This is a genomic window from Clostridium pasteurianum, from assembly GCF_001705235.1.
GTDB lineage: Bacteria > Bacillota > Clostridia > Clostridiales > Clostridiaceae > Clostridium_S > Clostridium_S pasteurianum_A.
This window is the reverse complement of record NZ_MCGV01000001.1, coordinates 2,012,409-2,037,410: the sequence shown is the minus strand read 5'-3', so window position 1 is coordinate 2,037,410 and position 25,002 is coordinate 2,012,409. Positions and strand designations below refer to the sequence as shown.

Here is a 25,002-nt window from a genome sequence, read left to right as displayed (position 1 = left end):
ATGCATAAACTATAGCAGAAAATAGTTACTTTTTCAATAAAATTTAGTTTCGAATGAAAGCTAATATAAGTATTTGAGTAGTCTAATTAAAAGAAAGCATCTATTCCATTGTCAATAAAAACTTGACGGAATTTAGTTAAATCCTCTTCGTGCAGAGCAGGTATATTAGAAAATGAATATCCTTTTCCCAGCATATCATATTTCTTTTCACCGAACTGATGGAAGGGAAGCAGCTGAATTTTATTGGAGCCTACTTCGTGTAATCTCTCTGCAAATCCCATGGCATCTTCCAAGGTATTATTGAATCCAGGTATAACAGGAAGTCTTGGAAGAACTTTTTTACCAGAAGCAATAGCCCGTTTCATATTTTCTAGAATCAGTTTGTTTGATACCTGAGTTCCCTCTATGTGCTTTTTTTCATTCCAATGTTTCATATCAAAGAGCAATAGATCAATATACTCAGTCACTTTGTCAAAAATTTCTGGGGATGCAAAACCCGTTGTTTCTATGGCAGTGTGAATGTTGAAGCTTTTTAATGCTTTTAAAATTGCTATAGAAAAGTCAGGTTGCATGAGGGCTTCCCCTCCAGACAGAGTGATTCCTCCGCCACTTTCCTCATAAAAAACTTTATCTTGTAGGCATATATCTAGAATTTCAGTTATTGTTTTACTTTCACCTTCTGATTTTAATGCATGTCCAGGACAGTTTAGCACACATTTCTGGCATCCTGAGCAAAGATTATCATGAATAAATATTTCATCATTTTTATTAAAAATTGCATTTGATGGACAAATGGATATACATTTTTTACAACCGAGGCATTTTTCTTTATCATATAAAATTTGAATTTTAGAACTCTGACTTTCTGGGTTTGCACACCATTTACATTTTAAGGGACAGCCTTTGAAAAAAATAACGGTACGTATTCCAGGACCATCGTTTAAGCTGAATTTTTGAATGTTAAAAATAATACCGGATTTAGAAGTCTCATTCATATTAGTTTCATTCCTTTCTTTTTATATGATTATTTATTTAGTATGTTTATCTTAGCATATCATTATTTAAATGTAAATAAAAAGTAGTTACGAATGAAAGATAATATGATTATATACAAAATTAATGTTGACAAAATATATGAATAATAATATTATTAAATTACAAACGAAATATAATTGAGTTACGAACATAAAAGGAGGGAAACCATGAGCAGTTATTTTGGAGAATTAACACCAAGAATGAAAAATTTCCGTGAAGAATTATTGAATGCAAAACCACAGGTATGTGTAGAACGTGCAATAATTACAACAGAAACATATAAGGAGAATTGTGATCAGCCACTGGCGTTAAAAAGAGCATTGATGCTTAAAAACGTGCTTGAGAAGATGACAATTTTCATTGAACCACAGACAATGATAGCAGGAAATCAGGCATCTACAAACAGAAGTGCACCGATTTTTCCTGAATATGCTATGAAATGGGTTATTGATGAACTTGATGAATTTGAACATCGTGATGGGGATGTATTTTATATTACGGAGGAAAATAAAGGGAAGCTTCGAGATATTGCTCCTTTCTGGGAACATAATACTTTGCTTGATAGAGGACTAGCTGCTTTCCCTCCACATTCAAAATTATATTATGATCTTGGAATTATTAAGTCTGAAGGAAATATTACATCTGGGGATGCTCACTGTGCAGTTGATTATGGAAAAATGCTGCAAGTTGGGTTAAAGGATTATGAAAGAAGAGCAAAAGAAAAACTGGATGCTTTAGATTTGACAGATTATAAAAATATTCATAAGAGTTATTTCTATAGAGCAATACTTATTGTAGTAGAAGCAGTTAAAAAGTTTGCTGGACGTTACTCTGAACTTGCAAAGAAGATGGCAGCAGAGGAAAAGGATGAAAAGCGAAAGTTAGAACTTCTTGAAATGAGCCGTATATTAACAAAGGTTCCTTATGAGCCTGCGGATAATTTTAGAGAAGCAGTGCAAAGTTTATGGATGATGCACCTAATTTTGCAGATTGAATCAAATGGACACAGCTTATCCTATGGCAGAATGGATCAATATTTAAATTCATATTATGAGGCAGACCTTAGAGCAGGCAGAATTACAGAAGATAATGCATGTGAGCTTATGTGTAATCTTTGGCTAAAAACTTATACAATTAATAAAATTCGTTCCTGGAGTCATACACAGTTTTCAGCCGGGTCTCCTTTGTATCAGAATGTAACAGTAGCAGGTCAGACTACTGATGGAAAAGATGCAACGAATAAAATGTCTTGGCTTATTTTAAAAAGCGTTGCAAAATGTCATCTTACACAGCCGAATCTTACAGTTAGATATCATCATGGACTCACAAGTGAATTCATGAAGGAATGTATAGAAGTAGTAAGATGTGGTTTCGGTATGCCAGCGTTTAACAATGATGAAATAATTATACCAAGTTTTATTAATAAGGGTGTAAAACCTGAAGATGCCTATAATTATAGTGCTATTGGATGTGTAGAGACAGCTGTACCTGGGAAATGGGGATATCGCTGTACTGGTATGAGTTTTCTAAACTTTCCTAAAGCACTTTTGATAGCTATGAATGATGGCGTAGATCCAAGCTCTGGTAAAAAATTATGCGAAGGCATTGGACATTTTGAAAATTTTACTAGTTTCAATCAGGTTCTTGAATGTTGGGATAAAGTGATTCGTGAGATGTGCCGTCAGTGTACGATTATTGATGCTACCTGTGATATGGTATTGGAACAGGATACAGCTGATATTCTTTGCTCAGCACTTACGGATGATTGCATTGAGCGTGGTCTTAATATGAAAGAAGGGGGTGCAGTATACGATTTTATCAGTGATCTTCAAGTAGGAATTGCCAATCTAGCTGATAGCTTAGCAGCAATAAAAAAAGTTGTATTTGAAGATAAAAAGGCAACACCAGCAGAACTTTGGGAGGCATTACAGTCTGATTTTACTGGAGAAAAAAATGAGAGAATCCGTACATTGCTTCAGGATGCCCCTAAATATGGAAATGATGATAATTATGTAGATGAGCTAGTAGTGAATGCTTATAACGTTTATATTGATGAGATGAAAAAATATCATAATACTCGTTATGGAAGAGGACCAATCGGTGGTATTTATTATGCTGGAACTTCTTCTATTTCAGCAAATGTTCCACAGGGAGCTGGTACTTTGGCAACACCCGATGGAAGAAAGTCAGGTGAACCTCTTGCAGAAGGATGTTCTCCAAGTCATGCAGCTGACAAGAATGGTCCAACCGCAGTGCTTAAGAGTGTATCTAAGCTTCCAACAGAAGAAATTACAGGAGGCGTGCTCTTAAACCAGAAGGTGACACCGCAAATGCTTTCTAAAGAGGAGAATAAAGAAAAACTGATTATGCTACTTAGGACATTTTTTAATAGACTGCATGGATATCATATTCAGTTTAATGTAGTCAGCAGAGAGACATTAATAGATGCACAGAAACATCCTGAGGATCACAGAGATTTGATTGTACGTGTTGCTGGTTATAGTGCATTTTTCAATGTTCTATCTAAAAAAACACAGGACGATATTATTGAACGTACAGAGCAGACTTTATAAAAAAGAGTGAAAAGGAGAAAAGATATGAAATTAATTATTGATGATGCTCACATTGACCTCATTAAACATATTTATGAATTTTACCCGGTAGACGGGGTAACAACTAATCCATCTATTTTAGCTAAGGTTGGGAGAAGCCCATATGATGTACTGACAGAGATTCGTTCATTTATTGGAGATAAAGCAGAACTTCATGTGCAGGTTGCAGCAAAAGATGCAGATGGAATGATAGAAGATGCTCACTGCATTGTTCAAAGATTGGGGAAGGGTACTTATGTGAAAATTCCATCTGTCCCTGAAGGCTTTAAAGCTATGAAGGCACTGACGAAAGAAGGTATTTTAGTTACGGCAACAGCTGTTTATACACCAATGCAGGGATTTTTAGCTGCAAAATGTGGTGCTTCATATTCAGCACCTTATATCAATCGTATTGACAATATGGGGTATAACGGCATCGGAGTAGCTAAAAGTATTCATGACATTTTTAAGAACAATGGATTAAAAACAGAAGTATTAGCGGCAAGTTTTAAAAATTCTCAGCAGATATTGGAATTATGTGAATATGGTATTGGATCAGCCACAGTTGCACCGGATGTCATTGAGGGACTAGTAAAAAATCAGGCAATTACATCAGCCGTTGATGATTTTGTAAGGGACTTTGAGGGACTAGTAGGTAAAGGAAAAACAATGAGCAACTGTTAGAGTGGGCAGAAAACAGTTAATTGAAGTAGATATGCTTTAGTAATTAATTTTTATGATTAAATAAAGAGTCTTAATTACCAATATAGTGGTGATTAAGGCTCTTGTTGTATTTACCAAAAAGTAACTTTTAAATATACATAAGTTGACAAAAGCAAATAAAATAGTTGACAAAGGCAAACATATTATTTATAATTTTTTATAAATGGTAGGAGGATATTTTGATATGAATAAAAATCTTAAGAATAAAGTTAGTGTTATTAGAGGATTTAATCGTTATTATACAAATATATTAGGACTATTAGATCAATATATTTTAGAAAGTGATTTATCATTATCAGAAGTGCGTGTACTGCATGAAATTGGAAAAACAGAAAAGTGTACATCTAAAATGTTGGTAGATATTTTATGTATGGATGCGGGATATTTAAGTAGAATATTGAAAAAGTTTCATAAGATGGGACTATTGAGGAAAGAAAAGTCATCCGAAGATGGTCGAGCACAATATTTATATCTTACATCAGACGGAAAAGAAAGAATGGATGATTTAAATAATAGTTCAGATGAACAAATAGCGAAAATAATAAAACCACTAACAGAAATTGATAAAAACTTCTTAGTTCATAACATGGTATCAATAGAAACTATTTTATCTAATGGTAAAAATATAAAGTTAGATGATATTAGTATCCGTACGGATGTGCGATCTGGAGATATTGGATATATTACATATATGCATGGACTTATATATAAAGAAGAGTATGGATATTCTACAGCTTTTGAAGCATATGTAGCTGAATCATTTTATGAGTTTTTAATTAATTATAATCCAGATAAAGACCATTTATGGTGTGCTGAGCATAGCGGAAACATAATAGGTTGCATTGGAATTGTAGGACATGGGGAAAGGGCACAGCTTAGATGGTTCTTGATTAATCCATACTATCGTAAAATTGGACTTGGTAAGAAACTATTAGATAAGGTTCTCGATTTTGCTAAATCAAAAAAATATAAGAGTGTTTATTTAGATACAACAGATGATTTAAGTAGGGCAATTAAGATGTATACAAAGACTGGGTTTGTGAAGAAATCAGAAAAGACAAATGATTCATGGAAAGAAAATGTGACTGAACTTGAGTTTGAATTGAAATTATAATAAGAGGCTAGGGGGGCTTATAATATGAAAATAGAAATTAAACTTGCTTATGATAATGAAAAAGAAATTAAAAAATTATTTTTAGAATATACAAAAATGCTAGTTGAGAATGACGAGGATTTTGCAAAGTATTTGGAGCTGCAAAATTATGATTATGAAATTGATCACTTAGAGGATAAATATGGCATGCCAGAAGGTAGATTGTATATAGTAAAAGTGCAAAATGAAGCTGCTGGATGTATTGGTTTAAAGAAGGTAGATGATGAAAACTGCGAAATGAAGAGATTGTATGTTAAACCCGCATTTCGAGGACAAAAAATTGCAAATAAGCTAGTTAAAACAATTATTGATGATGCTAAAACAATTGGGTATAAAAATATGCTTTTAGATACACTACCTTTTTTAAAGGGAGCTATATATTTATATAAGAAGTTTGGATTTTATGAAATTGAATCATATAATAATAGTCCAATGGATACCTCAATCTATATGAAATTAGATTTGAATAGATAATTTTATGATAGTTGCAATCATATTTTGTCAATGATGATGAATATTACCTAAGAGTTTGTTTAGCAAATCGTACTCCCATATCAAATGCATTTTGACAATCCTTTGGGAATTGTTCTTCTCTAACTTTTCTCTTTTTTCTTTCATCAAATAAGGGGGCAACATATTTTGAATAATCATTAAATTGGTATGTGTCATTTACAACTAAGGATTCAAAAGAGCCAAAGGTTTTTTCTATATATTCTTGAATAGGTTTTAGATCATCTTCATATTCAGCTTTAAACTTCTCATTGGTTACATTCATTGTATAAATGAATCCAGCTGGTATTTTTCTTTGAAAAAGGCTTGGATGATTTACATCATAAACTAAATATTGAAATATGAGTCTTTCTAAAAAAGATTTCATAGCTCCAGTAACTGAGTGTAAATATATTGGAGAGCCAAAAATAATTGCATCAGCATTTGAAACTTTCTCAAGAATAGGTGTTAAATCATCCTTTAAAGCACACTTCCCATAACTTTTGCCATTTTTTAATTTACATGAAAAACAGCTTATACAGCCTTTATAATTTTGCTCATAAAGATGAATAAGTTCCGTTTCAGTACCACATGAAGATGCTCCTTCAAGTGCTTTAGTAAGAAGAGTGGCTGTATTTTTGTTTTCTCTTGGGCTTCCATTAATAGCTATTACTCTCATTAATTATACCTCCATTTGTATGTCTAATTTACTTTATGCTATGATTATATATCATAGTAAAAAAACAAATAAGTACGCACTTATTTGTTACATTGTAACTAAAAGGTAAGTAAAGGAGCCAGATTTATGGATAGCTTTGAAGATAAATATGGAAACTGTGGAATGAGATATACAATGTCTATAGTTGAGGGGAAATGGAAGTGGATTATATTATGGAAAATATATAAAGCTAGAGTAATAAGATATAATAGATTAAGAGATAGTTTAGAGCCCATTGCTCATAAGACATTAAGTGTGCAGCTAAAAGAGCTTGAAACTAGCAATTTAGTTCATAGGGAACAATATAATGAAGTTCCACCTAAAGTTGAATATTCATTGACTGAAGAGGGAATGACATTAATACCAATTCTTGAGCTTATGAGTGAATGGGGTAATAAGCATATTAAAAAATAAATTTATATTATTAGGAGATGAATAATAATGTTAGTTGTAACAACTGAAAATATAACAGGGTATAAGGTTAAAGAGGTAAAAGGGCAAGCTTTTGGATTGATTGTTAGAAGTAGGGGCTTAGGCGGAAATATACTTGCTGGATTAAGAAGTCTTGTAGGTGGAGAAATTCATGAGTATACTGCTATGCTTGAAGATGCACGTAAACAAGCAGTAGAACGTCTCGTTAAAAATGCGGCTGCAATGGGAGCAAATGCAGTAGTTATGATGCGATTTGATTCTAGTGAAATTGGCCAAAATATGAGTGAAGTTCTTGCATTTGGAACTGCAGTTGTAATAGAAAAAGACGAATAAGATTACTACAGAGAATGTTATAGATATATGACTAATTATTTTAAGAACTGTTTTTACTTTGTTTAAGGATCATAAGCAAGTGAAATGAGTGAACAGAAAAAGTAGATTGAGATCGGTATACTTGCTTATGATTTCAGGAAATAAATCAAATGTTTTAAGTTTAGAGATTTTTATAAATTAATAGTTCAGCTCTAAATCCTTAAGCATATTAAAGTCATCATTAACATTTTGCCCCGTTGTAGTTAAGTAATTTCCTATAAGCATTCCATTTAGTCCAGCAACAAATCCAAGGGGTTGAAGGCTTCTGAGATTTTTTTCTCTTCCGCCAGCATAGCGTATTATTTTAGTAGGTAATATAAAACGAATTATTGCAAAAGTTTTAAGTATTTCTAGTGGAGGTAGTGGTTTTGCATTTTGAAGTCTTGTACCTTTTACTGGATTTAGTATGTTGACAGGAACTGCATCTACATTCAATTCTTTTAGCAAAAATGAGTGTTCAATTCTTTGCTCAATAGTTTCACCTAATCCAATAATCATACCGGAGCAAACTTCCATGCCTGCTTTTTTGGCATATTTTATAGTGTCAATTCTTTCATCATAACCATGAGTTGAAACAATATTACTGTAAAAACTTCTTGCGGTTTCTAAATTGTGGTTATATCTTTCAACGCCAACAGCCGCTAGTTTATTCATTGCATCTTCAGTAAGAACGCCAAGGCAAGCACATAATTTTAAATTTGTGTTCTCCTTCATTTTCTTAAAAGCTCTTAGAATAGTTTTAAAATCTTTTTCAGTTCCATTATAGCCAAGGCCACTTGTAGCGATATCACAGTGTCTTGCACCGGATTTTTCATTTTGTACCGCCATATTTAATATTTTATCCTCATTAAGGAGCGAATAACACTTTATATCAGTTTTATGATGACAGGATTGTGAACAAAAAGCGCAATCTTCACTGCAATTTCCTGATTTTGCATTTATCACTGAACACAAATCAACATGATTACCGTTAAACTTTTCTCTTATTTTATTAGCAAAACTGCATAGTAAAAATATGTCACTCCCATTAGATTTTGCAAGGGTTAAAGCTTCCCCCAGATTTATTTCTTGACCAGAGAGAACGTTTGAACCTATAGATAATATATTATCCCATTGAGTTTTCATAAAAACATCTCCTAAAAATTAGTTAGTTAGTAAATTTTTATTTAAAACAGGAAGTACTTTTGTACCTAAAAATGTAGTTAAAACACATTTTGCTAAATCACCAGGTATGAACATCAATACTCCTAATTTAACTGATTGCCAGAAAGTAACTGATTTCCCTGATATGTAATTTAAAATTATATATAGATAAACTGTGCCTAATAAATAAACTATAATAAGTCCTAAAATACAGGATAATAAAATCCTTACAAAGCTTGGCTTTTTATTATATACTATTTTACCAATTATGAAAGCTGCCAGTATGAAGCCTATAAGGTAACCAAAGCTTGGAGTAAAGATATAAGATAGTCCTCCTCCAGAAGTGAATACAGGTAGACCAATAAGACCTAAAACTACATATAAAAGTTGAGATATAGCACCATAAATTGGTCCCAAAAGAACACCTGAAAGGGCTACAAATAAAAATTGAAGAGTTATGGGTATTGTGCCAATAGGAATTTTTATAAATGCTCCTATGATTGTCATAGCAGTAAATAGTGGTATTAAAATTAAATTTCTTGTACTGATTTTCATATTTTCCTCCTTACAATACAATTGTTAACCAAATAATAAATAATAGTTAACAATTGCATTATAAGATTTTAATTTAGTTATGTCAATATTTTCTTAATGTGATAAAATAAATTTAGATGTTTATTATTTAAAAATTGTAAGTTTGCCTCAGTATCTCAAGTGAAATTCATGGAGGTGCATGCGATGACATGTATAAAAGATAAAATATTGGATATATTAAAACAAAAAAGTGATAAATTTGTCTCAGGACAAATGCTAAGCGATGAGCTTGGAATAACTAGAACAGCTATATGGAAAAATATAAAATCCTTAAAAGAGAAGGGCTACGTAATTTCCTCTGTTACCAATAAAGGATATAGGTTAATGGAGTCTCCAGATATACTTACATACGAAGAGGTAAAGAGTGGACTTAAAACTAAATTTATAGGAAGAAAGATTGTACATTTTGATTCTGTAAGTTCCACTAATATTGAGGCGAAAAAATTGGCAGAACAGGGAGAAGAGGAAGGTACTATTGTAATTGCCGAAGAACAGGTACTAGGGAAGGCACGTATGGGGAAGGACTGGTATTCGCCTAAAGGTGAAGGAATATGGATGTCCATAATATTAAGACCCAAAATTAGTCCTGAGTTTGCTTCTGAAATTACCAATTTATCAATTGAAGCTGTAGGAAAATCACTTAAAAAGCTTGAAAGCAATATTTTTATAAAAAAGCCTAATGATATTTTTATAGGTGAAAAAAAAGTATGCGGAATCCTAACAGAAATGGATGGAGAATTAAATTTATTAAATTATATCATTATAGGTATAGGTATTAATGTGAATCAAGGTGAATTTCCACAAGGGTTAGACTCCAAAGCTACTTCTCTAAGGATAAGCAGGAATAAAATATTTTTAAGAAAAGATATTTTGTGCAGTATAGTAAATAATATAGAACCCCTATATAATAATTTATTGGAATGTCAAAAAAATAAGAAACCCTAGTCATAGGGGGAGTTAACGGCTAGGGTTTTTTATTTTATATAATAATTGGGGATTGATATTAAATATTCTGCCTACTGCTTACCAACAGTAGGCAGAACATTTATGTAGTGGTTAATAAGTTAGTTTATTTGCTTGTTAAAACTTTCTTTTCAGCAGGAATTACTATAGAATTACCAACTGATAAGAGATTATTATTTTGTAGACTATTATGCTGCTCAATATCATTTATAACGCCACTAGTTTTATATGTTGGCATAAAGTGTTCAGCTAAACTCCAAAGATGATCGCCAGATTTTAATCTATATTTTATATAGACATAATCAGAATCTTGTGAAACTGTTTTTACAATTTCATATGAAGTCGTAGTATTATCTGCATTTTTCATGTTCTGACTAGTGCTTATAGCAGCTGTGTCGTTGGTATTAGAATTACTAGATGATTGCTCTTGCCTAGTTTCATGGGTCTGCTTATTTTGTAATGCAACAGAAGCTTCATGTTTTTGTTTAGATTGATCGTAGTAAACTATCCCACTTCCTGCAATAAATACACAAATTAAAAACAATATAAAAAGTAGTTTGTTTTTACTCATTAGGAACACCTCTTTCCTTATCTATTGGTAATTATTGACTAACAAAAAATTTTTATACATATTTTAAAAAATTAATTATAGTTTGGTAGGTGAAAAAATTGAATACAAAAATGTTTTTAAAGAAATTATGTTTAAAGGATGCACCGAGTGGCTTAGAAAATAAATTGTATGATACTGTGAATGAGGAGTTTTCTAAATTTGCAGATGTAAAAATGGATAAATCAAACAACATTTATATAACCAAGAAAGGAAAAGGAATTGGTAGAGTGGCTTTAATGGCACATGCTGATGAAGTTTTTCTAATGGTAAGTGAATTTCTTGAAAATGGATTTTTGAAGTTTAAGGGTGTAGGTATAGATCCAAAAGTTTTAATATCTCAAGAAGTTATTATTCATGGTAAAAAAGATTTGCTTGGAATTATAGGTATAAAACCACCACACCTTATGAGTGAAAAGGAAAAAGAAGAGGCTATTCCAGTAAGTGATCTTTTGATAGATACAGGGATGAGCACTGAAAAATTAAAAGGAATTGTAAATATTGGAGATTATGTTACTATAAAGAGAGATTTTTACGAGCTCTTAAATGATAATGTGGCATGTAAAGCTATTGATAATAGAGCTAGTATTGTTGCAATGTATGTATGTGCTAGAGAGTTAAGTAAAATTGAACATGGTGCAGATGTAAGTTTTATATGTACATGTCAGGAAGAAGTAGGACATAGAGGAGCAGAAATGGCTGCCTATAAGGTTAAACCAGACATATGTATTGCAATAGATGTAACTTTTGATGGAGGAAAACTAGGAGACCATGAGCGTGAAAATGAGGTAGGAGGGGGACCGGTTATATGTGTGGGACCGAATATACATCCTAAAGTGAGAAAAAAGGTAATCGAAACAGCAAACAAATTTAATATTCCCTACAAAATCGAGGTAGAGCCTGGAAATACAGGTTGTGATGCTTGGGCTTCACAAATATCAAGAAGTGGAGTACCATCGCTTTTAATATCTGTACCTGAAAAATATATGCATACTTCTGTAGAGCTTGTTAACATAAAGGATATAGAAAATACAGGTATTTTAACGGCTAAATTTATAGAGGAGTTAAATAAAGTTGAAATGGAGGAACTTTTATGCTTTTAGAAGAACTTTGTAATGCTAATAGTCCGGTTTCCTTTGAAGGCTGTGTTCGAGATATTATAAAAAAAGAAATTAAAGATTATGTGGATGATATAAAGATAGATAGAATGGGAAATATAATAGCACATAAAAATGGAAAAGGTAAAAAAGTAATGGTTGATGCTCATATGGATGAGGTTGGCTTTATAATAACTTCAATAAATGAAGATGGGACTATGAAGTTTGCATCGCTTGGAAGAATAAACAGTAAAATAATACCTTCAAAAGCTGTTTATGTAGGTGAAAATAAAATTCCAGGAGTTATAGGAATAAAGCCTATACATCTTCAAAGTGATGATGAATTGAAGTCCAGTGCATCCTATGATAAATGCTGCATAGACATTGGATGTAAATCTAAAGAAGAGGCTAAAAAATATGTTTCTTTAGGTGACTATGCTGTTTTTACTACTGAGTTTGGAAAATTTGGAGATGGACTTGTTAAGGGAAAAGCAATGGATGATCGAGTTGGATGCGCAGTGTTAATAGAACTTTTAAAGGAAAATTATGAATGCGATTTATATGCTGTTTTTAATGTTCAAGAGGAAATAGGAGATAGGGGAGCTTTTGTCTCAGCTTTTCAAGTGCAGCCAGAAGTAGGAATTGCTTTAGAAGGTACTGTATGTGCAGATATGCCAGGTGTGCCAGAACATTTGAAGGCTACGGAAATAGGAAAAGGGCCTGCTATTTCTATTATGGATGAAAGCAGTATATTTGATGAAGAATTAACGGAAAGTATTATAAATGTTGCTAAGATGAATGACATACCATATCAAAGAAGAGAAGCAATGACTGGCTTAAATGATGCAGGCGCAATTGTTTCAAGTGGCAGTGGAGCAAAAGTTGCAACTGTATCAGTTCCATGTAGGTATATACATTCTTCTGTATCTGTGGCAAGTATAAGTGATATTGAAAATGCTGTAAAACTTTTGAAAAAGTATTTATCCAGTTTAAAAGAGGTGAAGTAAATATGGATGTGTTATTAAAAAAGCTTTCTGAAGCATTTGGTGTAAGCGGGAGAGAAAAAGATATATCTTATGTTATAAAGGAAGAACTTAAAAAATACTCATGTGAAATTAAAGAGGATAGCCTTGGAAATATCATAGCAAAAGCTGGCTCTGGGAATGAAAAGATAATGCTAAGTGCAAATATGGATACTAAGGGCGTGATAGTTTACCATATAGATAGCGACGGAAAAATTAGAATCAGAAATGTAGGGGATTTAAAGGCTAAGTTTTTGATAGGGAAAAAGGTTAGATTCAAAAATGGAATAGAGGGTGAGATAAAAACTTCTTCAAAGGAAAAAACTGAAATTACAGATTTATATGTAGATGCTGGAATGGAGAAAAAGGAATCAGTATTAAGATATATTAAAGAAGGAGATACTGCTGTACTTTGTGGAAATACTTTTGAAGATGGTGAAAATGTAATAAGCCCATATTTAAGCAATAGAATCGGATGCTATATTCTTTTGGAACTTATAGAAAAAATTAAAGATACTAATAAAGAAGTTTACTTTGTATTTTCTACTCAGGGATGTTTAGGAAATAGAGGTGCAAGAGCAGTTGCCTTCGAAGTAAAACCTGATGTATGTTTTTCTATAAATACAGAAAAAGAAGATGTAGTAAAACTAGGAGAAGGACCTGCCATTGTTCTTATGGAGAAAGGACTCATTATGAATAGATATATAAAAAAAGTTCTTATAGAAGCTGCAGAGAACAACGACATAAATATTCAAAGATGTGTTTCGGATAGTTCAAGTGATGGAGGAACTGTGCACAGACAAGTCGGAGGAATACAGGCAGGTACAGTTGCTGTACCTTGCAAGAACAAAAATGAAATGAATGAAACTGTAAACAGGAAAGACGTAAAAAATGTAATAAAGTTACTATTAGTCACAATCCATAATATCTAGATAAAGGAAGCAACAGTGAGTTGGAACCTTAAAAAGATTCTATGAATCTTATCATACGTGGGGCTTGGGTCAAGAACCCATTATCCTTTTTTATAAAATACAGACTATCTTAATGTTTACGGCTAATAACTTAATTTATTAATTTAAAATACTAAGAGTTTTAATAACTCGCAAATCTCAAAAAAATTGAAATTCTAAGTATTTTATGATTTTTTCACCAAGATTTATTAGAATTTTTTTAAATCGTTCCTTCATCACTGTTACTTCTCTTTAGGAGTAAAGCAATGAAAAAATTCATCCGTGCTTACGAAATTTTGATCATAAATTGCAAAATTTATTTTAATATCTATATATTTAATATTTAGACAAGTTAATATATTATTTTTTGCAGTGAAACGGAGAAAAATTCACCTTGATTTTATTCCAAACATAGTAATAGTATTTTGGAAACGGTTTAAATAAAATTCAATAAGTCTTGTTCCAAACTATAAAAAGACTTAGAAATTTTAATTTGCTTGAGCATTTTTTTAGCGAGTTATTAAAATTTCTTAGTATTTTTATAATTTGGGGCTTAGACTTATGAGTTTTATTTAATGTTTCAAAATACTATTACTGTGTACTATAGATAAATAATGTTGTAATATAGATATAACAAATAAAAAGGGGTGGCGTAGTTGAAGAAAATAGCAACACTTGGGCCAAGGGGAACCTTCAGTGAATTTGCAGTTAGAGAGTATATGAAAAAAGTCAACAGTGATGTTGAGGTTAGGCTATATCCTACAATGACAAAGGTAATTAAGTCGGCTGAAGAAAATGAATGTGATATAGCAATATTACCTATTGAAAACACTTTGGATGGGTTTGTTCAAATTAATCTTGATTTATTAAACAAAACTAATCTTAGTATAGTTAATGAACTTATTGTGCCAATACAATTTGGTTTTGCGGCAAACTCTGAAATGAAAAACGTTGAAAGAATATATGTACAGTTTAAAACACAGGGACAATGCTCTGAATTTTTAGAAAATAATGACAGATTAAAAATAGTGACAACAGAAAGTAACGGAGAATCTTTAGAAAAATTAAAAGAGGGAATTTCAAATGAAGGTGCTATAATCCCTACATTTGTCCTTCATAAAGTTGATAACTTTAAATATCATATTGATGATGTTACTGATTCGCATGATAATGAAACAAGATTTTTGGTGCTTTCAAAAGAAAAATTTAAGTGCGACTCTAAAAGTAAATATAAAACGGGGATAATTATTTCAGATGCAGATGCGGACAAGCCGGGAACATTGTGGAGAGTTTTAAATGAATTTGCTGTAAGAAAAATAAATCTTACATCCATAATATCACGACCGACAAAGCAAGAACTTGGACAATATTATTTCTTTATTGAAGTCGAAGGGTGTTATTTCAAGGATGAAAAGCTAATAGAAGCCGTAGAAGAGATAAAAAATAATAGTGTCGTAAAAGTAGTTGGGACGTATTTCATGATATAGCGAAGAATTAAATTTAATGAAAGTTTCAGAATTTAAATAAGCATGTTAATATAAAGAACATTGAAAATAAATCATAGAAATATTAAAAAGCATCTGATTAATTTTGGATGCTTTTTATGTATATTTCATTAAACGCATATGATTAATATACAATAATAATATTGTTAATAAGTAAAATAATGTATAAACAGGGAGGAACAAGAATGAAAAACAAATTTAAAGCGTCATTGTTAGTATTTTTAATTGTTATACTAGGGTGTTTTACAAGTGTTTTTGCGGATACTGCAAGTAATTCAAATGTAGGTAAAAGTGGAAAAGTAACAGCAGTAAAGGAAGGAACAGCAACTAGTACAGTATCAACTACTAATGGTAAGATTGCAGCATGTTTAACAACAATAAAGGATAATGAACCAAGTAAGTTTAAATTAATATTATATATGAATGATGGAACTACAAGACAATTTTATTTAACGCAAGATAAAATTGATGATTTTGTAAATTGGTATAATTTAGAATGTGAGGGCAAAGCAATTGCACAGCCATGTTATATATTTAATGTACCTATACAAGGGTCATCGGTAACTAAAAAATCATATGTATGGTTTATGAAAATAGAAAATTTTGAAATAGAATAATATACAAAGTAATATGTAATATAAAGCATTGGTAGAGATACCAATGCTTTATATGTTAATTGAATCATATTTATTCTTCTTTTGTTCCCTTTAAAACCGAAAATACAATACTTAAAATCAAAATCATAAATATTATTAAAAGAGATAGAACAATAGAAATCTCTATGTGGAAAAACAAAATTGCAAGCTTAATTCCAGTGAAAATAAGTATAATGGCCACTCCGTATTTAACGTATTCAAATTTATTGTGAATTTTTTCTAGAAGGAAGTACATAGAACGAAGTCCCAAAATGGCAAATATGTTTGAAGTATAAACTATAAAAGGGTTTGTTGTTATTGAAAAAATAGCAGGTATAGAATCCACTGCAAATAGCAAATCAGAACCTTCAACTAAAACCAGTATTGCCAAAAGTGGAGTAGCATAGAGTATGCCATTTTTTCTAATTAAAAATCGTTCACCTTCTAGGTTTTTAGTAATTGGTATAATTTTGCCTACTAATTTGAAGAAAAAGTTGTTACTGTAATCTGTATTTTCATCTTCATTTTTGAACATCATTTTAAATCCGCTTACTATGAGAAGTATTCCAAAAGCGTATAATATCCAGTGAAATTTGCTTATAACAGCAACACCTAAGAGTATGAATATTAATCTAAGTACCATGGCGCCAAATATTCCGTAACTTAAAATTTTCTTCTGATGTAATCCCGACAAAGAAAAGCTTTCAAAGATTATTAAAAATAAAAAGAGGTTATCTAAACTGAGACTTTGCTCAATAACATAGCCACCTAAGAATTCTAAGGCGTTTTGCTTGCCCATAAATAAGTATATAAATCCATTAAATACCAAAGCAAGTAAAACCCAAAATAATGTGTGCTTTAAAGCCTTTTTTGTATCTATGATAATCAAACCCTTTCTTAATAGTTTAATTGATAACTTAGCAAAAAGATAGTAAAATTATAAGTAAGATTACAAAGTTAAAGTACATTTTGGAGAACAGTTTTTAATTTATGCCAATCATTTTCATACATTGATTTAAATTCATCATTTCTGTTGTAAGTCAATGCAGAAGGATGATACATAGGGAAAATTGTGCAATTAAATTCGTCACTGTGAATAGGACTACCGTGACATTCTCCTATAGACTTAAAATTTGTAAGTCGTTTAAGTGGAACATTACCTAAAGTTATTATGATTTTTGGTTTTGTAATTGATATTTCTTCATTTAAAACTTCTTTAAATAAATTTACTTCCGAAATTTTAGGCGGCCTGTTGCTAATAGTAGTTTTACCACTTTCAGATTTTTTTATTTTTATAGGTCTGAAAAAGCAAGTATTTGTTATTCTTATATTTTCTCTTTTGATGCCTATGGAATTAAGGTATTTTTCGAAGTTTTTACCTGCCATTCCTACGAAAGGTTTACCACTTTCAACTTCAGATTTGCCAGGAGCTTCTCCGATAAACATTATGTCTGAAGGTATAGGACCATCACCTGTTATGAAGCCGCCGGTGGGTTCGCCAGTATAGTTTTCAGCTATATTTTTGATTTTAATTTTCAAATTTTCTAGATTGTTCATGATAATACTCCTAACTTTAGTTTGAATTTTTATATATTATACCATATAATGAGTTAAAAAATATCTTATTGGACATTAATTTAATTAGAGGTGAATTAAAAATGAAAAAAACAGCATTAATTTCGATTATAGTAGTATCAGTTTTAGCACTTTCAGCGTGTACTTCAAATACTGCAAATAAAAATACTTCGACTTCCAGCGGTAAAAAAGAAGCAGCTACTAAATCTACTAATAATACTAATACATCTAATAAAACCAGCGATAGCAAATTGAAATCTCCAAGTATCAGTGAAAATTCGAATGGAGACTATATAATAACAGATGTATCAAGCTGGAGTCATCCTGCTAAAACTATTTTTAATAGAGAAGGCATTAAAATAAATAAAGTAGTATTAAAAGATAATAAAACTTATCCTGTATTTTATGTTACCTTAAATAAGGATTTAAATTCATCAAATAAAGATTATTACACGAAACTTATGAAGGATATAGCTTTAGCTAATGGATACTGGGATTATGAGATAATAGATGAAAGTCGTGGTGCGGATATAAAAGTTACATGCAAGGATAAAAAATATGTTGACAAGATAAGCTACAATAAGGATGCTAATTATTTTACTGAGGAGAGTACACAATCTCTTTCAAAGGAACAGCAGCTTGTAAATTATCTTATTAATAATGTTAGCGAAGTTAAAAGCTTTGTAAATGTTCATGCAAATAGTACAGTTTCAAAAGCTTCAGTATATGTTGAGAGATATCCTAATGCGGCATCTAGTAATCAGTATGAAAGAGATTATTATATTATATATGTTGGTGAGTCTTATCCAGATCATGCAGTTAATACCTATAGGTTTGCAGTAAATAGTGCTATGACTCAAATTTTATATTATGATACAGCTAATGATAAGTATGAAACATTATCAGATTGGCGCAGCCAATCTAAGTAGTATTATTTTGGAACATTAAAAAAGTTTTATAAATTTAAGATAAAAAAATTATAAAATCCTAAGAGTTTTCAATAACTCACTAGCGTTCAGATAAATTGAAAGCTCTAAGAATTTTAAGATTTTTTTATCAGGATTTATTAAAGCTTTTTTAAATTGTTCCAAAGTAATACTACTTAGATTTAAAGGTAAGGCAAGGAAAAAATTCCTCTGTGCCTACGGAATTTTAAATGTAAATTTTGCAATTACCTAATTTGTGATTATCTAAGCAATAATATTTTAGGATGTTATGATGTGGTGTTTATTAAGAATTTAATAATTCATGTAATTTAAGGTATTAGTGGCAAAATGCGATGTTAAAATGAAAAGGGTGCTGATAGTGCTTCACTCGTCAGCAGGTGATAGGTTTATCTGCGGTAGGAGTTATGGTCGATTTTCTTTTGCTAACGGCTGCTGAAAGTTTAGAATTAAAAGCTTTCCGTAGAGAAGTGGAGGAAAGGTGTCATTAATTTTTTGTCACAGGCAAAACCCCGTACCTATTAACGAGCGCAGCAAAGTTAATACCCCACACTTCGGTTTTAGCCGATTATAGCCTTTTTCGTCTCAATAGATGACGAAAAACCCATAGTTTAATTTTAATTTATGAGGAGTGATAATGATGAAGACACCTATGGTAATGACACCAGGACCTACAAGTGTAAGGGAAAATGTTAGGTTAAGTAGAGCTCAAAAGACTACTAATCCAGATTTGGATTTGGAATTTTACGATTTTTATAAAGAAACCTGTGAGAAAATAGGAGAATTTCTTAAAACAAAAAATCAAGTGAGAATTTTATCAGGAGAAGGAATATTAGGACTTGAAGCGGCTTGTGCATCATTAACTGAAAAAGGAGATAGAGTTCTTGTAATAGAAAATGGTATATTCGGTGAGGGCTTTGCCGATTTTGTTAAGATGTACGGTGGTGAACCTTTCTTTTTTAGAGGAGATAGAAAACATAAAATAGATGTAAAAGAGCTTGAAAAGTTTCTAGAGAAGGACAGCAATTTTAAATATGCTACAGTAGTTCACTGTGATACTCCTTCAGGAATGTTAAATGATATAGATAAAATATGCCCATTATTAAAGAAAAAAGGCATTTTAACAGTAGTGGATAGTGTATCCGCAATGGGAGGAGAAGAAGTAAGAGTTGATGATTGGAACATAGATATTGTTTTAGGTGCATCACAAAAATGTATCTCTGCTCCTCCAGGACTTACGATTGTGAGTATAAGTGATGATGCTTTTAATGTTATGAAAAACAGAAAAACACCAATAGCTTCTTTTTATTGTAATTTGCTTTCATGGGAGGATTATTATGAAAAAAAGTGGTTCCCATATACTCCGCCTGTAAGTGATATAGTTGGACTTAGAATAGCAATTGAAAATCTTATTCAGGATAAAGATATAATAAAAAGGCATGACAAAATAGCATCGTCAACAAGAGCTGCCGTGGTTCTTGCTGGACTTTCTCTATATATAGAAGATGGATTTTCAAATACGGTTACAGTAATTAAAGTACCCCATGGGATGAACGGTGATAAAATAACAAACTTCATGAAGGAAAATTATGATGTTATGATAGCAGGAGCATTTGATTATCTTAAAGGTAAAGTTTTGAGAATAGGACACATGGGAGAAAATGCGTATCCTGACAAGGTAAGTTATACCTTATTCGCTTTACAAAAATCTTTAGAACATTACGGTTTTGAGTGCCAGCATAATATGACAGAAACTTTTTTGCAAAAAATTTAGATTATTATGATATTGGTAGATATGTTTTACAAAAAATGTTCGATAATATAGTATGTATTAAGTTTTTATAAAGGAGAGATCTTATGGACGATTATAAAGAAAATATTAACAAGGAATTAGATGAACTTAATAATTCAATAAAAGAGGTTTCTAAAAATGCAAATCACATGGCTAATTCGTCTGTTAAGCTTGCAGAGAATCAGCAGAACGTAATGAAATTAGCTAAGGAAACAGTAAATACTGTAGCTCAGACTGATAAGGTTTTGGAGCTTATTAAAAGCATTGCAGATCAAACTAATTTGCTTGGATTAAATGCAGCAATAGAAGCAGCAAGAGCAGGAGAAATGGGAAAAGGATTTTCTGTAGTTGCTGAGGAAGTAAGAAAGCTTGCAACTCAAAGTAAAGATTCTGTTGCTACAATAGAAGAAATCATAGGTAAAGTTAATAAGTCAATAAATGACATATCAGAGGCTATTAAAAATACAGTTGAAGTAAGTGAGGAGCAGGCAGCATCTACAGAGGAAATTAATGCTTCAATAGAGAGTGTTACTGAAAAGGTTGAGTCATTAAGAGATAAGGCAAATAATATATAAAATATTATATGATAAATTTACAATTAGGGGTATAGATGAAAGTTCAAAACGGGAAAGCTTATTTTTCCGTTTTTTATTTTGCCCAAATGTGAGATAATAAAAGAATATTAATAATAGCTTATTTTAAATAGAGGGTGATATCTATATGAAATTAATTTCGTGGAATGTAAATGGCCTAAGGGCATGCATAAATAAAGGTTTTTTGGATTATTTTAAAGAAGTAGATGCAGATATTTTTTGTCTTCAAGAAATTAAACTTCAGGCAGGGCAGGTGAATTTAGACTTACCAGGATACCATGATTTTTGGAATTATGCTGAGAAGAAAGGATATTCAGGAACTGCAATATTTTGTAAAAAGGAACCTATAAGTTATTCTTATGGAATAGGTGAAGAAAAGCATGATAAAGAAGGAAGAGTTATAACTCTTGAATTTGAAGACTTTTATATGGTTACAGTATATACTCCTAATTCAAAGGAAAAGCTTGCAAGGCTTGATTATAGAATGGAGTGGGAAGATAGTTTTAGAAATTATTTGAAGGGTCTGGATGAAAAGAAACCTGTCATTGTGTGTGGTGATATGAATGTAGCACATACAGAGATAGACCTAAAAAATCCTAAAAACAATACAAAAAATGCTGGATTTTCTCCAGAGGAAAGAAGCAAATTTACAGAGCTTTTAGCCTCAGGTTTTGTTGATACATATCGTTATTTTTATCCAGATAAAGAAGGAATATATTCCTGGTGGTCTTATAGATTTAAGGCTAGAGAAAGGAATGCTGGATGGCGTATAGATTATTTTTGCGTGTCGGAGAGATTTAAAAGCAGACTTGTAAGTGCTGATATTCATACTGAAGTCATGGGATCAGATCACTGCCCTGTAGAGCTAAATATTAAATAATAAGGAGAATACAAAATGGATTTTACAATAATAGCAACCTCAACCTTTGGACTAGAATCTGTGGTTGCAAAAGAACTTAAGGAACTTGGATATGATGATTTGAAAATTGAAAATGGAAAAGTTACCTTTGAAGGTGACGAAATGGATATAGTAACTTGTAACTTGTGGCTTAGAACTGCGGATAGAGTACTTATAAAAATGGCTGAATTTAAAGCAGAAAGCTTTGAGGAATTATTTCAAGGTACATTAAAAGTAGGCTGGGAAAACATAATGCCTCAGGATGCTTATATGCATGTTACGGGAAAATCTATAAAATCAAAACTTCACAGTGTTCCTGACTGTCAGGGAATAGTAAAAAAAGCTGTAATTGAAGCGATGAGAAGAAAATTCAATCTTGAAAGATTCACGGAATATGGTGCAGAGTACAGAATAGAGGTTGGAATACTTAAGGACATAGTTACCTTAACTTTAGATACTTCAGGAGAGGGCTTACATAAAAGAGGGTATAGAGAAAATTCAGGTGGAGCGCCTATAAAGGAAACTTTAGCTGCTGCAATGGTACTTTTAAGTAAATGGAATCCAGAAATTGAACTTGCAGATCCTATGTGCGGTTCGGGAACTATAGCAATAGAAGCTGCTATGATAGGAAAGAATATGGCTCCAGGACTTAAGAGAAAATTTGTGTCAGAACAGTGGGATATAATACCTAAAGATTTGTGGAGCGATTTAAGGAAGCATGCCAGAAGTTGTATAAATGATAAAAAATTCAATATTCTTTGTTCAGATATAGACGGATGGGTAATAAAGACGGCTAGAGCTAATGCAAAAAAAGCAGGTGTAGATGATTGTATATCTTTTCAGAGGATTCCTATGCAGGATTTTTCATCAAGTAAAAAGGGCGGCTTTATAATAACAAATCCTCCTTATGGTGAAAGACTTGGAGAAATACAGGAAGTAGAAAAACTTTATAGAGATATGGGAAGAGTTTTTAGAAAACTTAATAATTGGTCATACTTTGTGATTTCTGCACATGATAAGTTTGAAGAATGCTTTGGACAAAAGAGTGATAAGAATAGGAAACTCTACAATGGAAGGCTGAAATGCTATTATTACCAGTACCATGGCGGGATGAAGTAATAGTATTTTGAAACATTAAATAAAACTCATAAGACTAAGCTCCAAATTATAAAAATACTAAGAAATTTTAATAACTCGTTGAAAAGAAGCTCAGGCAAATTAAAATTTCTAAGTCTTTTTATAATTTTAATTTGTGAAGTATTAATGTGGGGGATGAATAGATGAGAACAAAACGCGTGATTGTTGTTCCATATAATTCTGAATGGAAGCACCAATTTGAAAGAATAAAATTATACTTAGAAAAAACACTTAAGGATAGTATTATTGCTATTGAACATGTAGGAAGTACTTCAGTGGAGGGGTTAGCCGCTAAACCGATCATAGACATTGATGTTATTATAAAAAACTATGATAATTTTGAGGATGTTAAATCTCGTTTGGAGACTTTAGGTTATTATCATGAAGGAAATTTGGGAATAAAGGATAGGGAAGCATTTGCATATGATGAAAAGCAAAAGAATGAATTTATGACTCATCACTTGTATGTTTGCCCACAGAATTCTAGTGAGTTAAAACGTCACATCGCTTTTAGAAATTATTTAAGAACTCATGAAGAAGAGGTAAAGAAATATAGTGAAATTAAATTACAGGCAGCAAGGATGTATCCAACAGATATAGATAGATATATAGAAACTAAAAGTCCTTGTATTAATGAAATTTATCGTAAAATTGGCTTGTAAAAATAGGGGGAGCGGCTTATGTGTAGTTTAAGAGTTTCATCAGATGATGATTATAAATTATTAAATACTGATAGCAATAATATTGATTTTATTAAGCTCATAAGACTATTGGATGATGATCTTAATGAAAGATATGGAGAGTTGCAAAAGAAATATGATAAGCATAATAAAGTTGATTTTATAAATGATGTAGTTGTTATTTATAAGGATGGAAAAGCCGCTGCATGTGGAGGCTTTAAGGAACATAATACTGATTCTATAGAATTAAAGAGGATATTTGTAAGAAAAGAATGTAGAAGACAGGGGTTATCAAGATTAGTAGTTAGCGAACTTGAGAAGCTAGCAAAAGATAAAGGATATACATATGCAATACTTGAAACAGGAAAAAAGCAGTATGAAGCAATTAATTTATATAAAAGTTGTGGATATGAAATAATAGAAAATTATTCACCTTATTCAGGAAACACAAATAGTATATGTATGAAAAAGAAACTGTAAATTTTTACTTAAAATCCAGTATGCAACTGATGGTTGCTAAAATTCAAAGCACAATTGGTAGTAGATTATTATTCTCGTTGATATGCTTTATAGGGAACTAAAGTTGGTGTTCCCATAGAAGAGCAAGGGAGGAATTATTCATTATGAGTTTAGGTGAAAAGATACAGTCACTAAGAAAACAGAATAATCTATCACAAGAACAATTGGCAGAAAAGCTTATGGTTTCAAGACAGTCAGTATCTAAATGGGAGCTTGATCAATCAATTCCTGATGTGCATAAGATTATAGAGATAAGCAATTTATTTGAAGTTACGACCGATTATTTACTTCGAGAAGATATGAAAGTACCAATGGAGCAAATAGTAGAAGATACTGTTTCAAGTGCTTATAGGCAATTCATAGGAAGATGGGTAAAAATATTTTTAGATGATAGAGGATTTGGAGGACTTTATCAAGTGGCTGTGCTTGATGTTAATAATGACTATATCTTATTTCAAAACAGGAAGGGCAAAAAAGGAATATTGACGGCTAAAAGTATAATTTCTATTTCTGATGCTGATGTGTATAAAAAAAGTTCAGATAAAATACCTGAAATTGTTTTGAGGGATGTGACTGAAATTAATTTTTTTGAATACTTTAAAGGTAAGCACTGTACTGTTCACTTTATCTGTAAATCAATGTTTGCTGGACCGCAAGGCTGCTTTGATGCTTTAGTTAAAGAGATAACAGACGATGAAATTTTAATAATTAATCGCAAAAGAAATAGTGTAATAAAAATTGAAAGAATTCTTATGATGGTTGAAAGATAATTATCAATATGCATTTATTCTATGCAGTAACTTTGCACATGAACTTCTTATAAATAATCTAATTT

General features: G+C 31.4%; 27 protein-coding genes. 20 read left to right on the top strand and 7 right to left on the bottom strand.

What is annotated here, in order from left to right; all coding sequences use genetic code 11:
- Nucleotides 1–86: 86 nt before the first annotated feature.
- A complete protein-coding gene (locus BEE63_RS08900) occupies nucleotides 87–995 on the bottom strand; it encodes a glycyl-radical enzyme activating protein (protein WP_066021047.1) in 909 nt (302 codons plus the stop codon).
- 207 nt (nucleotides 996–1,202) lie between these two features.
- Here BEE63_RS08900 and BEE63_RS08895 point away from each other — a divergent pair, with 207 nt between their 5' ends.
- The 4 genes from BEE63_RS08895 (at nucleotide 1,203) to BEE63_RS08880 (ending at nucleotide 5,976) form a co-directional block, all read left to right on the top strand.
- Nucleotides 1,203–3,608: a glycyl radical protein gene (locus tag BEE63_RS08895; protein WP_066021046.1), complete on the top strand. Its 2,406-nt coding sequence runs from the start codon at nucleotides 1,203–1,205 to the stop codon at nucleotides 3,606–3,608.
- Nucleotides 3,609–3,632: 24 nt separating this feature from the next.
- Complete coding sequence (locus BEE63_RS08890) at nucleotides 3,633–4,310, top strand: transaldolase family protein (protein WP_066021045.1); 678 nt, start codon at nucleotides 3,633–3,635, stop codon at nucleotides 4,308–4,310.
- A 223-nt stretch (nucleotides 4,311–4,533) separates the two neighbouring features.
- The gene (locus BEE63_RS08885; RefSeq protein ID WP_066021044.1) at nucleotides 4,534–5,463 is read left to right on the top strand and encodes a bifunctional helix-turn-helix transcriptional regulator/GNAT family N-acetyltransferase; all 930 of its coding nucleotides are present in this window, start codon (nucleotides 4,534–4,536) and stop codon (nucleotides 5,461–5,463) included.
- Between the two features lie 24 nt (nucleotides 5,464–5,487).
- A complete protein-coding gene (locus BEE63_RS08880) occupies nucleotides 5,488–5,976 on the top strand; it encodes a GNAT family N-acetyltransferase (RefSeq protein ID WP_066021043.1) in 489 nt (162 codons plus the stop codon).
- Nucleotides 5,977–6,019: 43 nt separating this feature from the next.
- Here the strand turns inward: BEE63_RS08880 and BEE63_RS08875 are convergent, their stop codons facing one another.
- Nucleotides 6,020–6,670 carry a flavodoxin family protein gene (locus BEE63_RS08875; protein WP_066021042.1) on the bottom strand — a complete coding sequence of 217 codons (651 nt, stop codon included), beginning with the start codon at nucleotides 6,668–6,670 and terminating at the stop codon, nucleotides 6,020–6,022.
- A gap of 126 nt (nucleotides 6,671–6,796) precedes the next feature.
- Here BEE63_RS08875 and BEE63_RS08870 point away from each other — a divergent pair, with 126 nt between their 5' ends.
- Together BEE63_RS08870 and BEE63_RS08865 are read left to right on the top strand one after the other, a co-directional pair.
- Nucleotides 6,797–7,123, top strand: coding sequence for a winged helix-turn-helix transcriptional regulator (locus BEE63_RS08870; RefSeq protein WP_066021041.1), 327 nt, complete (start codon nucleotides 6,797–6,799; stop codon nucleotides 7,121–7,123).
- 27 nt (nucleotides 7,124–7,150) lie between these two features.
- Entirely contained in the window at nucleotides 7,151–7,474 is a 324-nt protein-coding gene (locus BEE63_RS08865; protein WP_066021040.1) for a heavy metal-binding domain-containing protein, read from the top strand.
- Between the two features lie 177 nt (nucleotides 7,475–7,651).
- Here the strand turns inward: BEE63_RS08865 and bioB are convergent, their stop codons facing one another.
- Together bioB and BEE63_RS08855 are read right to left on the bottom strand one after the other, a co-directional pair.
- Complete coding sequence (gene bioB / locus BEE63_RS08860; RefSeq protein WP_066021039.1) at nucleotides 7,652–8,638, bottom strand: biotin synthase BioB; 987 nt, start codon at nucleotides 8,636–8,638, stop codon at nucleotides 7,652–7,654.
- Nucleotides 8,639–8,656: 18 nt separating this feature from the next.
- Nucleotides 8,657–9,211, bottom strand: coding sequence for a biotin transporter BioY (locus BEE63_RS08855; protein ID WP_066021038.1), 555 nt, complete (start codon nucleotides 9,209–9,211; stop codon nucleotides 8,657–8,659).
- 183 nt (nucleotides 9,212–9,394) lie between these two features.
- Between BEE63_RS08855 and BEE63_RS08850 the strand changes: the two genes are divergently transcribed.
- Nucleotides 9,395–10,195 (top strand): biotin--[acetyl-CoA-carboxylase] ligase, encoded by an 801-nt coding sequence (locus tag BEE63_RS08850; RefSeq protein WP_242874756.1) that lies wholly within the window; start codon nucleotides 9,395–9,397, stop codon nucleotides 10,193–10,195.
- A gap of 124 nt (nucleotides 10,196–10,319) precedes the next feature.
- Here BEE63_RS08850 and BEE63_RS08845 read toward each other — a convergent pair whose 3' ends face one another.
- The gene (locus BEE63_RS08845) at nucleotides 10,320–10,784 is read right to left on the bottom strand and encodes a LysM peptidoglycan-binding domain-containing protein (RefSeq protein ID WP_066021037.1); all 465 of its coding nucleotides are present in this window, start codon (nucleotides 10,782–10,784) and stop codon (nucleotides 10,320–10,322) included.
- Between the two features lie 98 nt (nucleotides 10,785–10,882).
- Between BEE63_RS08845 and BEE63_RS08840 the strand changes: the two genes are divergently transcribed.
- From BEE63_RS08840 to BEE63_RS08820, 5 genes are all read left to right on the top strand, one after another.
- Entirely contained in the window at nucleotides 10,883–11,923 is a 1,041-nt protein-coding gene (locus BEE63_RS08840; RefSeq protein ID WP_066021036.1) for a M42 family metallopeptidase, read from the top strand.
- Nucleotides 11,914–12,924, top strand: a complete 1,011-nt coding sequence (locus tag BEE63_RS08835) for a M42 family metallopeptidase (protein ID WP_066021035.1) — start codon at nucleotides 11,914–11,916, stop codon at nucleotides 12,922–12,924. Before BEE63_RS08840 ends, BEE63_RS08835 begins: the two co-directional genes overlap by 10 nt.
- A gap of 2 nt (nucleotides 12,925–12,926) precedes the next feature.
- A complete protein-coding gene (locus BEE63_RS08830) occupies nucleotides 12,927–13,871 on the top strand; it encodes a M42 family metallopeptidase (protein ID WP_066021034.1) in 945 nt (314 codons plus the stop codon).
- A 674-nt stretch (nucleotides 13,872–14,545) separates the two neighbouring features.
- Nucleotides 14,546–15,376: a prephenate dehydratase gene (locus BEE63_RS08825; RefSeq protein ID WP_066021033.1), complete on the top strand. Its 831-nt coding sequence runs from the start codon at nucleotides 14,546–14,548 to the stop codon at nucleotides 15,374–15,376.
- Nucleotides 15,377–15,579: 203 nt separating this feature from the next.
- A complete protein-coding gene (locus tag BEE63_RS08820; protein ID WP_066021032.1) occupies nucleotides 15,580–16,011 on the top strand; it encodes a hypothetical protein in 432 nt (143 codons plus the stop codon).
- A 70-nt stretch (nucleotides 16,012–16,081) separates the two neighbouring features.
- Here the strand turns inward: BEE63_RS08820 and BEE63_RS08815 are convergent, their stop codons facing one another.
- Together BEE63_RS08815 and BEE63_RS08810 are read right to left on the bottom strand one after the other, a co-directional pair.
- A complete protein-coding gene (locus tag BEE63_RS08815; RefSeq protein WP_278286430.1) occupies nucleotides 16,082–16,939 on the bottom strand; it encodes a TerC/Alx family metal homeostasis membrane protein in 858 nt (285 codons plus the stop codon).
- A 47-nt stretch (nucleotides 16,940–16,986) separates the two neighbouring features.
- Nucleotides 16,987–17,586, bottom strand: coding sequence for a uracil-DNA glycosylase (locus BEE63_RS08810; protein ID WP_066021031.1), 600 nt, complete (start codon nucleotides 17,584–17,586; stop codon nucleotides 16,987–16,989).
- Between the two features lie 101 nt (nucleotides 17,587–17,687).
- Between BEE63_RS08810 and BEE63_RS08805 the strand changes: the two genes are divergently transcribed.
- The 8 genes from BEE63_RS08805 (at nucleotide 17,688) to BEE63_RS21215 (ending at nucleotide 24,937) form a co-directional block, all read left to right on the top strand.
- Nucleotides 17,688–18,533: a hypothetical protein gene (locus tag BEE63_RS08805; protein WP_066021030.1), complete on the top strand. Its 846-nt coding sequence runs from the start codon at nucleotides 17,688–17,690 to the stop codon at nucleotides 18,531–18,533.
- A 655-nt stretch (nucleotides 18,534–19,188) separates the two neighbouring features.
- Entirely contained in the window at nucleotides 19,189–20,322 is a 1,134-nt protein-coding gene (locus tag BEE63_RS08800) for a pyridoxal-phosphate-dependent aminotransferase family protein (protein ID WP_066021029.1), read from the top strand.
- 83 nt (nucleotides 20,323–20,405) lie between these two features.
- Nucleotides 20,406–20,915 (top strand): methyl-accepting chemotaxis protein, encoded by a 510-nt coding sequence (locus BEE63_RS08795; RefSeq protein WP_066021028.1) that lies wholly within the window; start codon nucleotides 20,406–20,408, stop codon nucleotides 20,913–20,915.
- Nucleotides 20,916–21,060: 145 nt separating this feature from the next.
- Nucleotides 21,061–21,813, top strand: coding sequence for an exodeoxyribonuclease III (locus BEE63_RS08790; protein ID WP_066021027.1), 753 nt, complete (start codon nucleotides 21,061–21,063; stop codon nucleotides 21,811–21,813).
- Between the two features lie 15 nt (nucleotides 21,814–21,828).
- A complete protein-coding gene (locus tag BEE63_RS08785; RefSeq protein WP_066021026.1) occupies nucleotides 21,829–22,950 on the top strand; it encodes a THUMP domain-containing class I SAM-dependent RNA methyltransferase in 1,122 nt (373 codons plus the stop codon).
- Between the two features lie 161 nt (nucleotides 22,951–23,111).
- Nucleotides 23,112–23,630 (top strand): GrpB family protein, encoded by a 519-nt coding sequence (locus BEE63_RS08780; RefSeq protein ID WP_066021025.1) that lies wholly within the window; start codon nucleotides 23,112–23,114, stop codon nucleotides 23,628–23,630.
- Between the two features lie 18 nt (nucleotides 23,631–23,648).
- A complete protein-coding gene (locus BEE63_RS08775) occupies nucleotides 23,649–24,128 on the top strand; it encodes a GNAT family N-acetyltransferase (RefSeq protein ID WP_066021024.1) in 480 nt (159 codons plus the stop codon).
- Nucleotides 24,129–24,271: 143 nt separating this feature from the next.
- A complete protein-coding gene (locus BEE63_RS21215; protein ID WP_081312502.1) occupies nucleotides 24,272–24,937 on the top strand; it encodes a helix-turn-helix domain-containing protein in 666 nt (221 codons plus the stop codon).
- The last annotated feature ends 65 nt before the right edge of the window (nucleotides 24,938–25,002 follow it).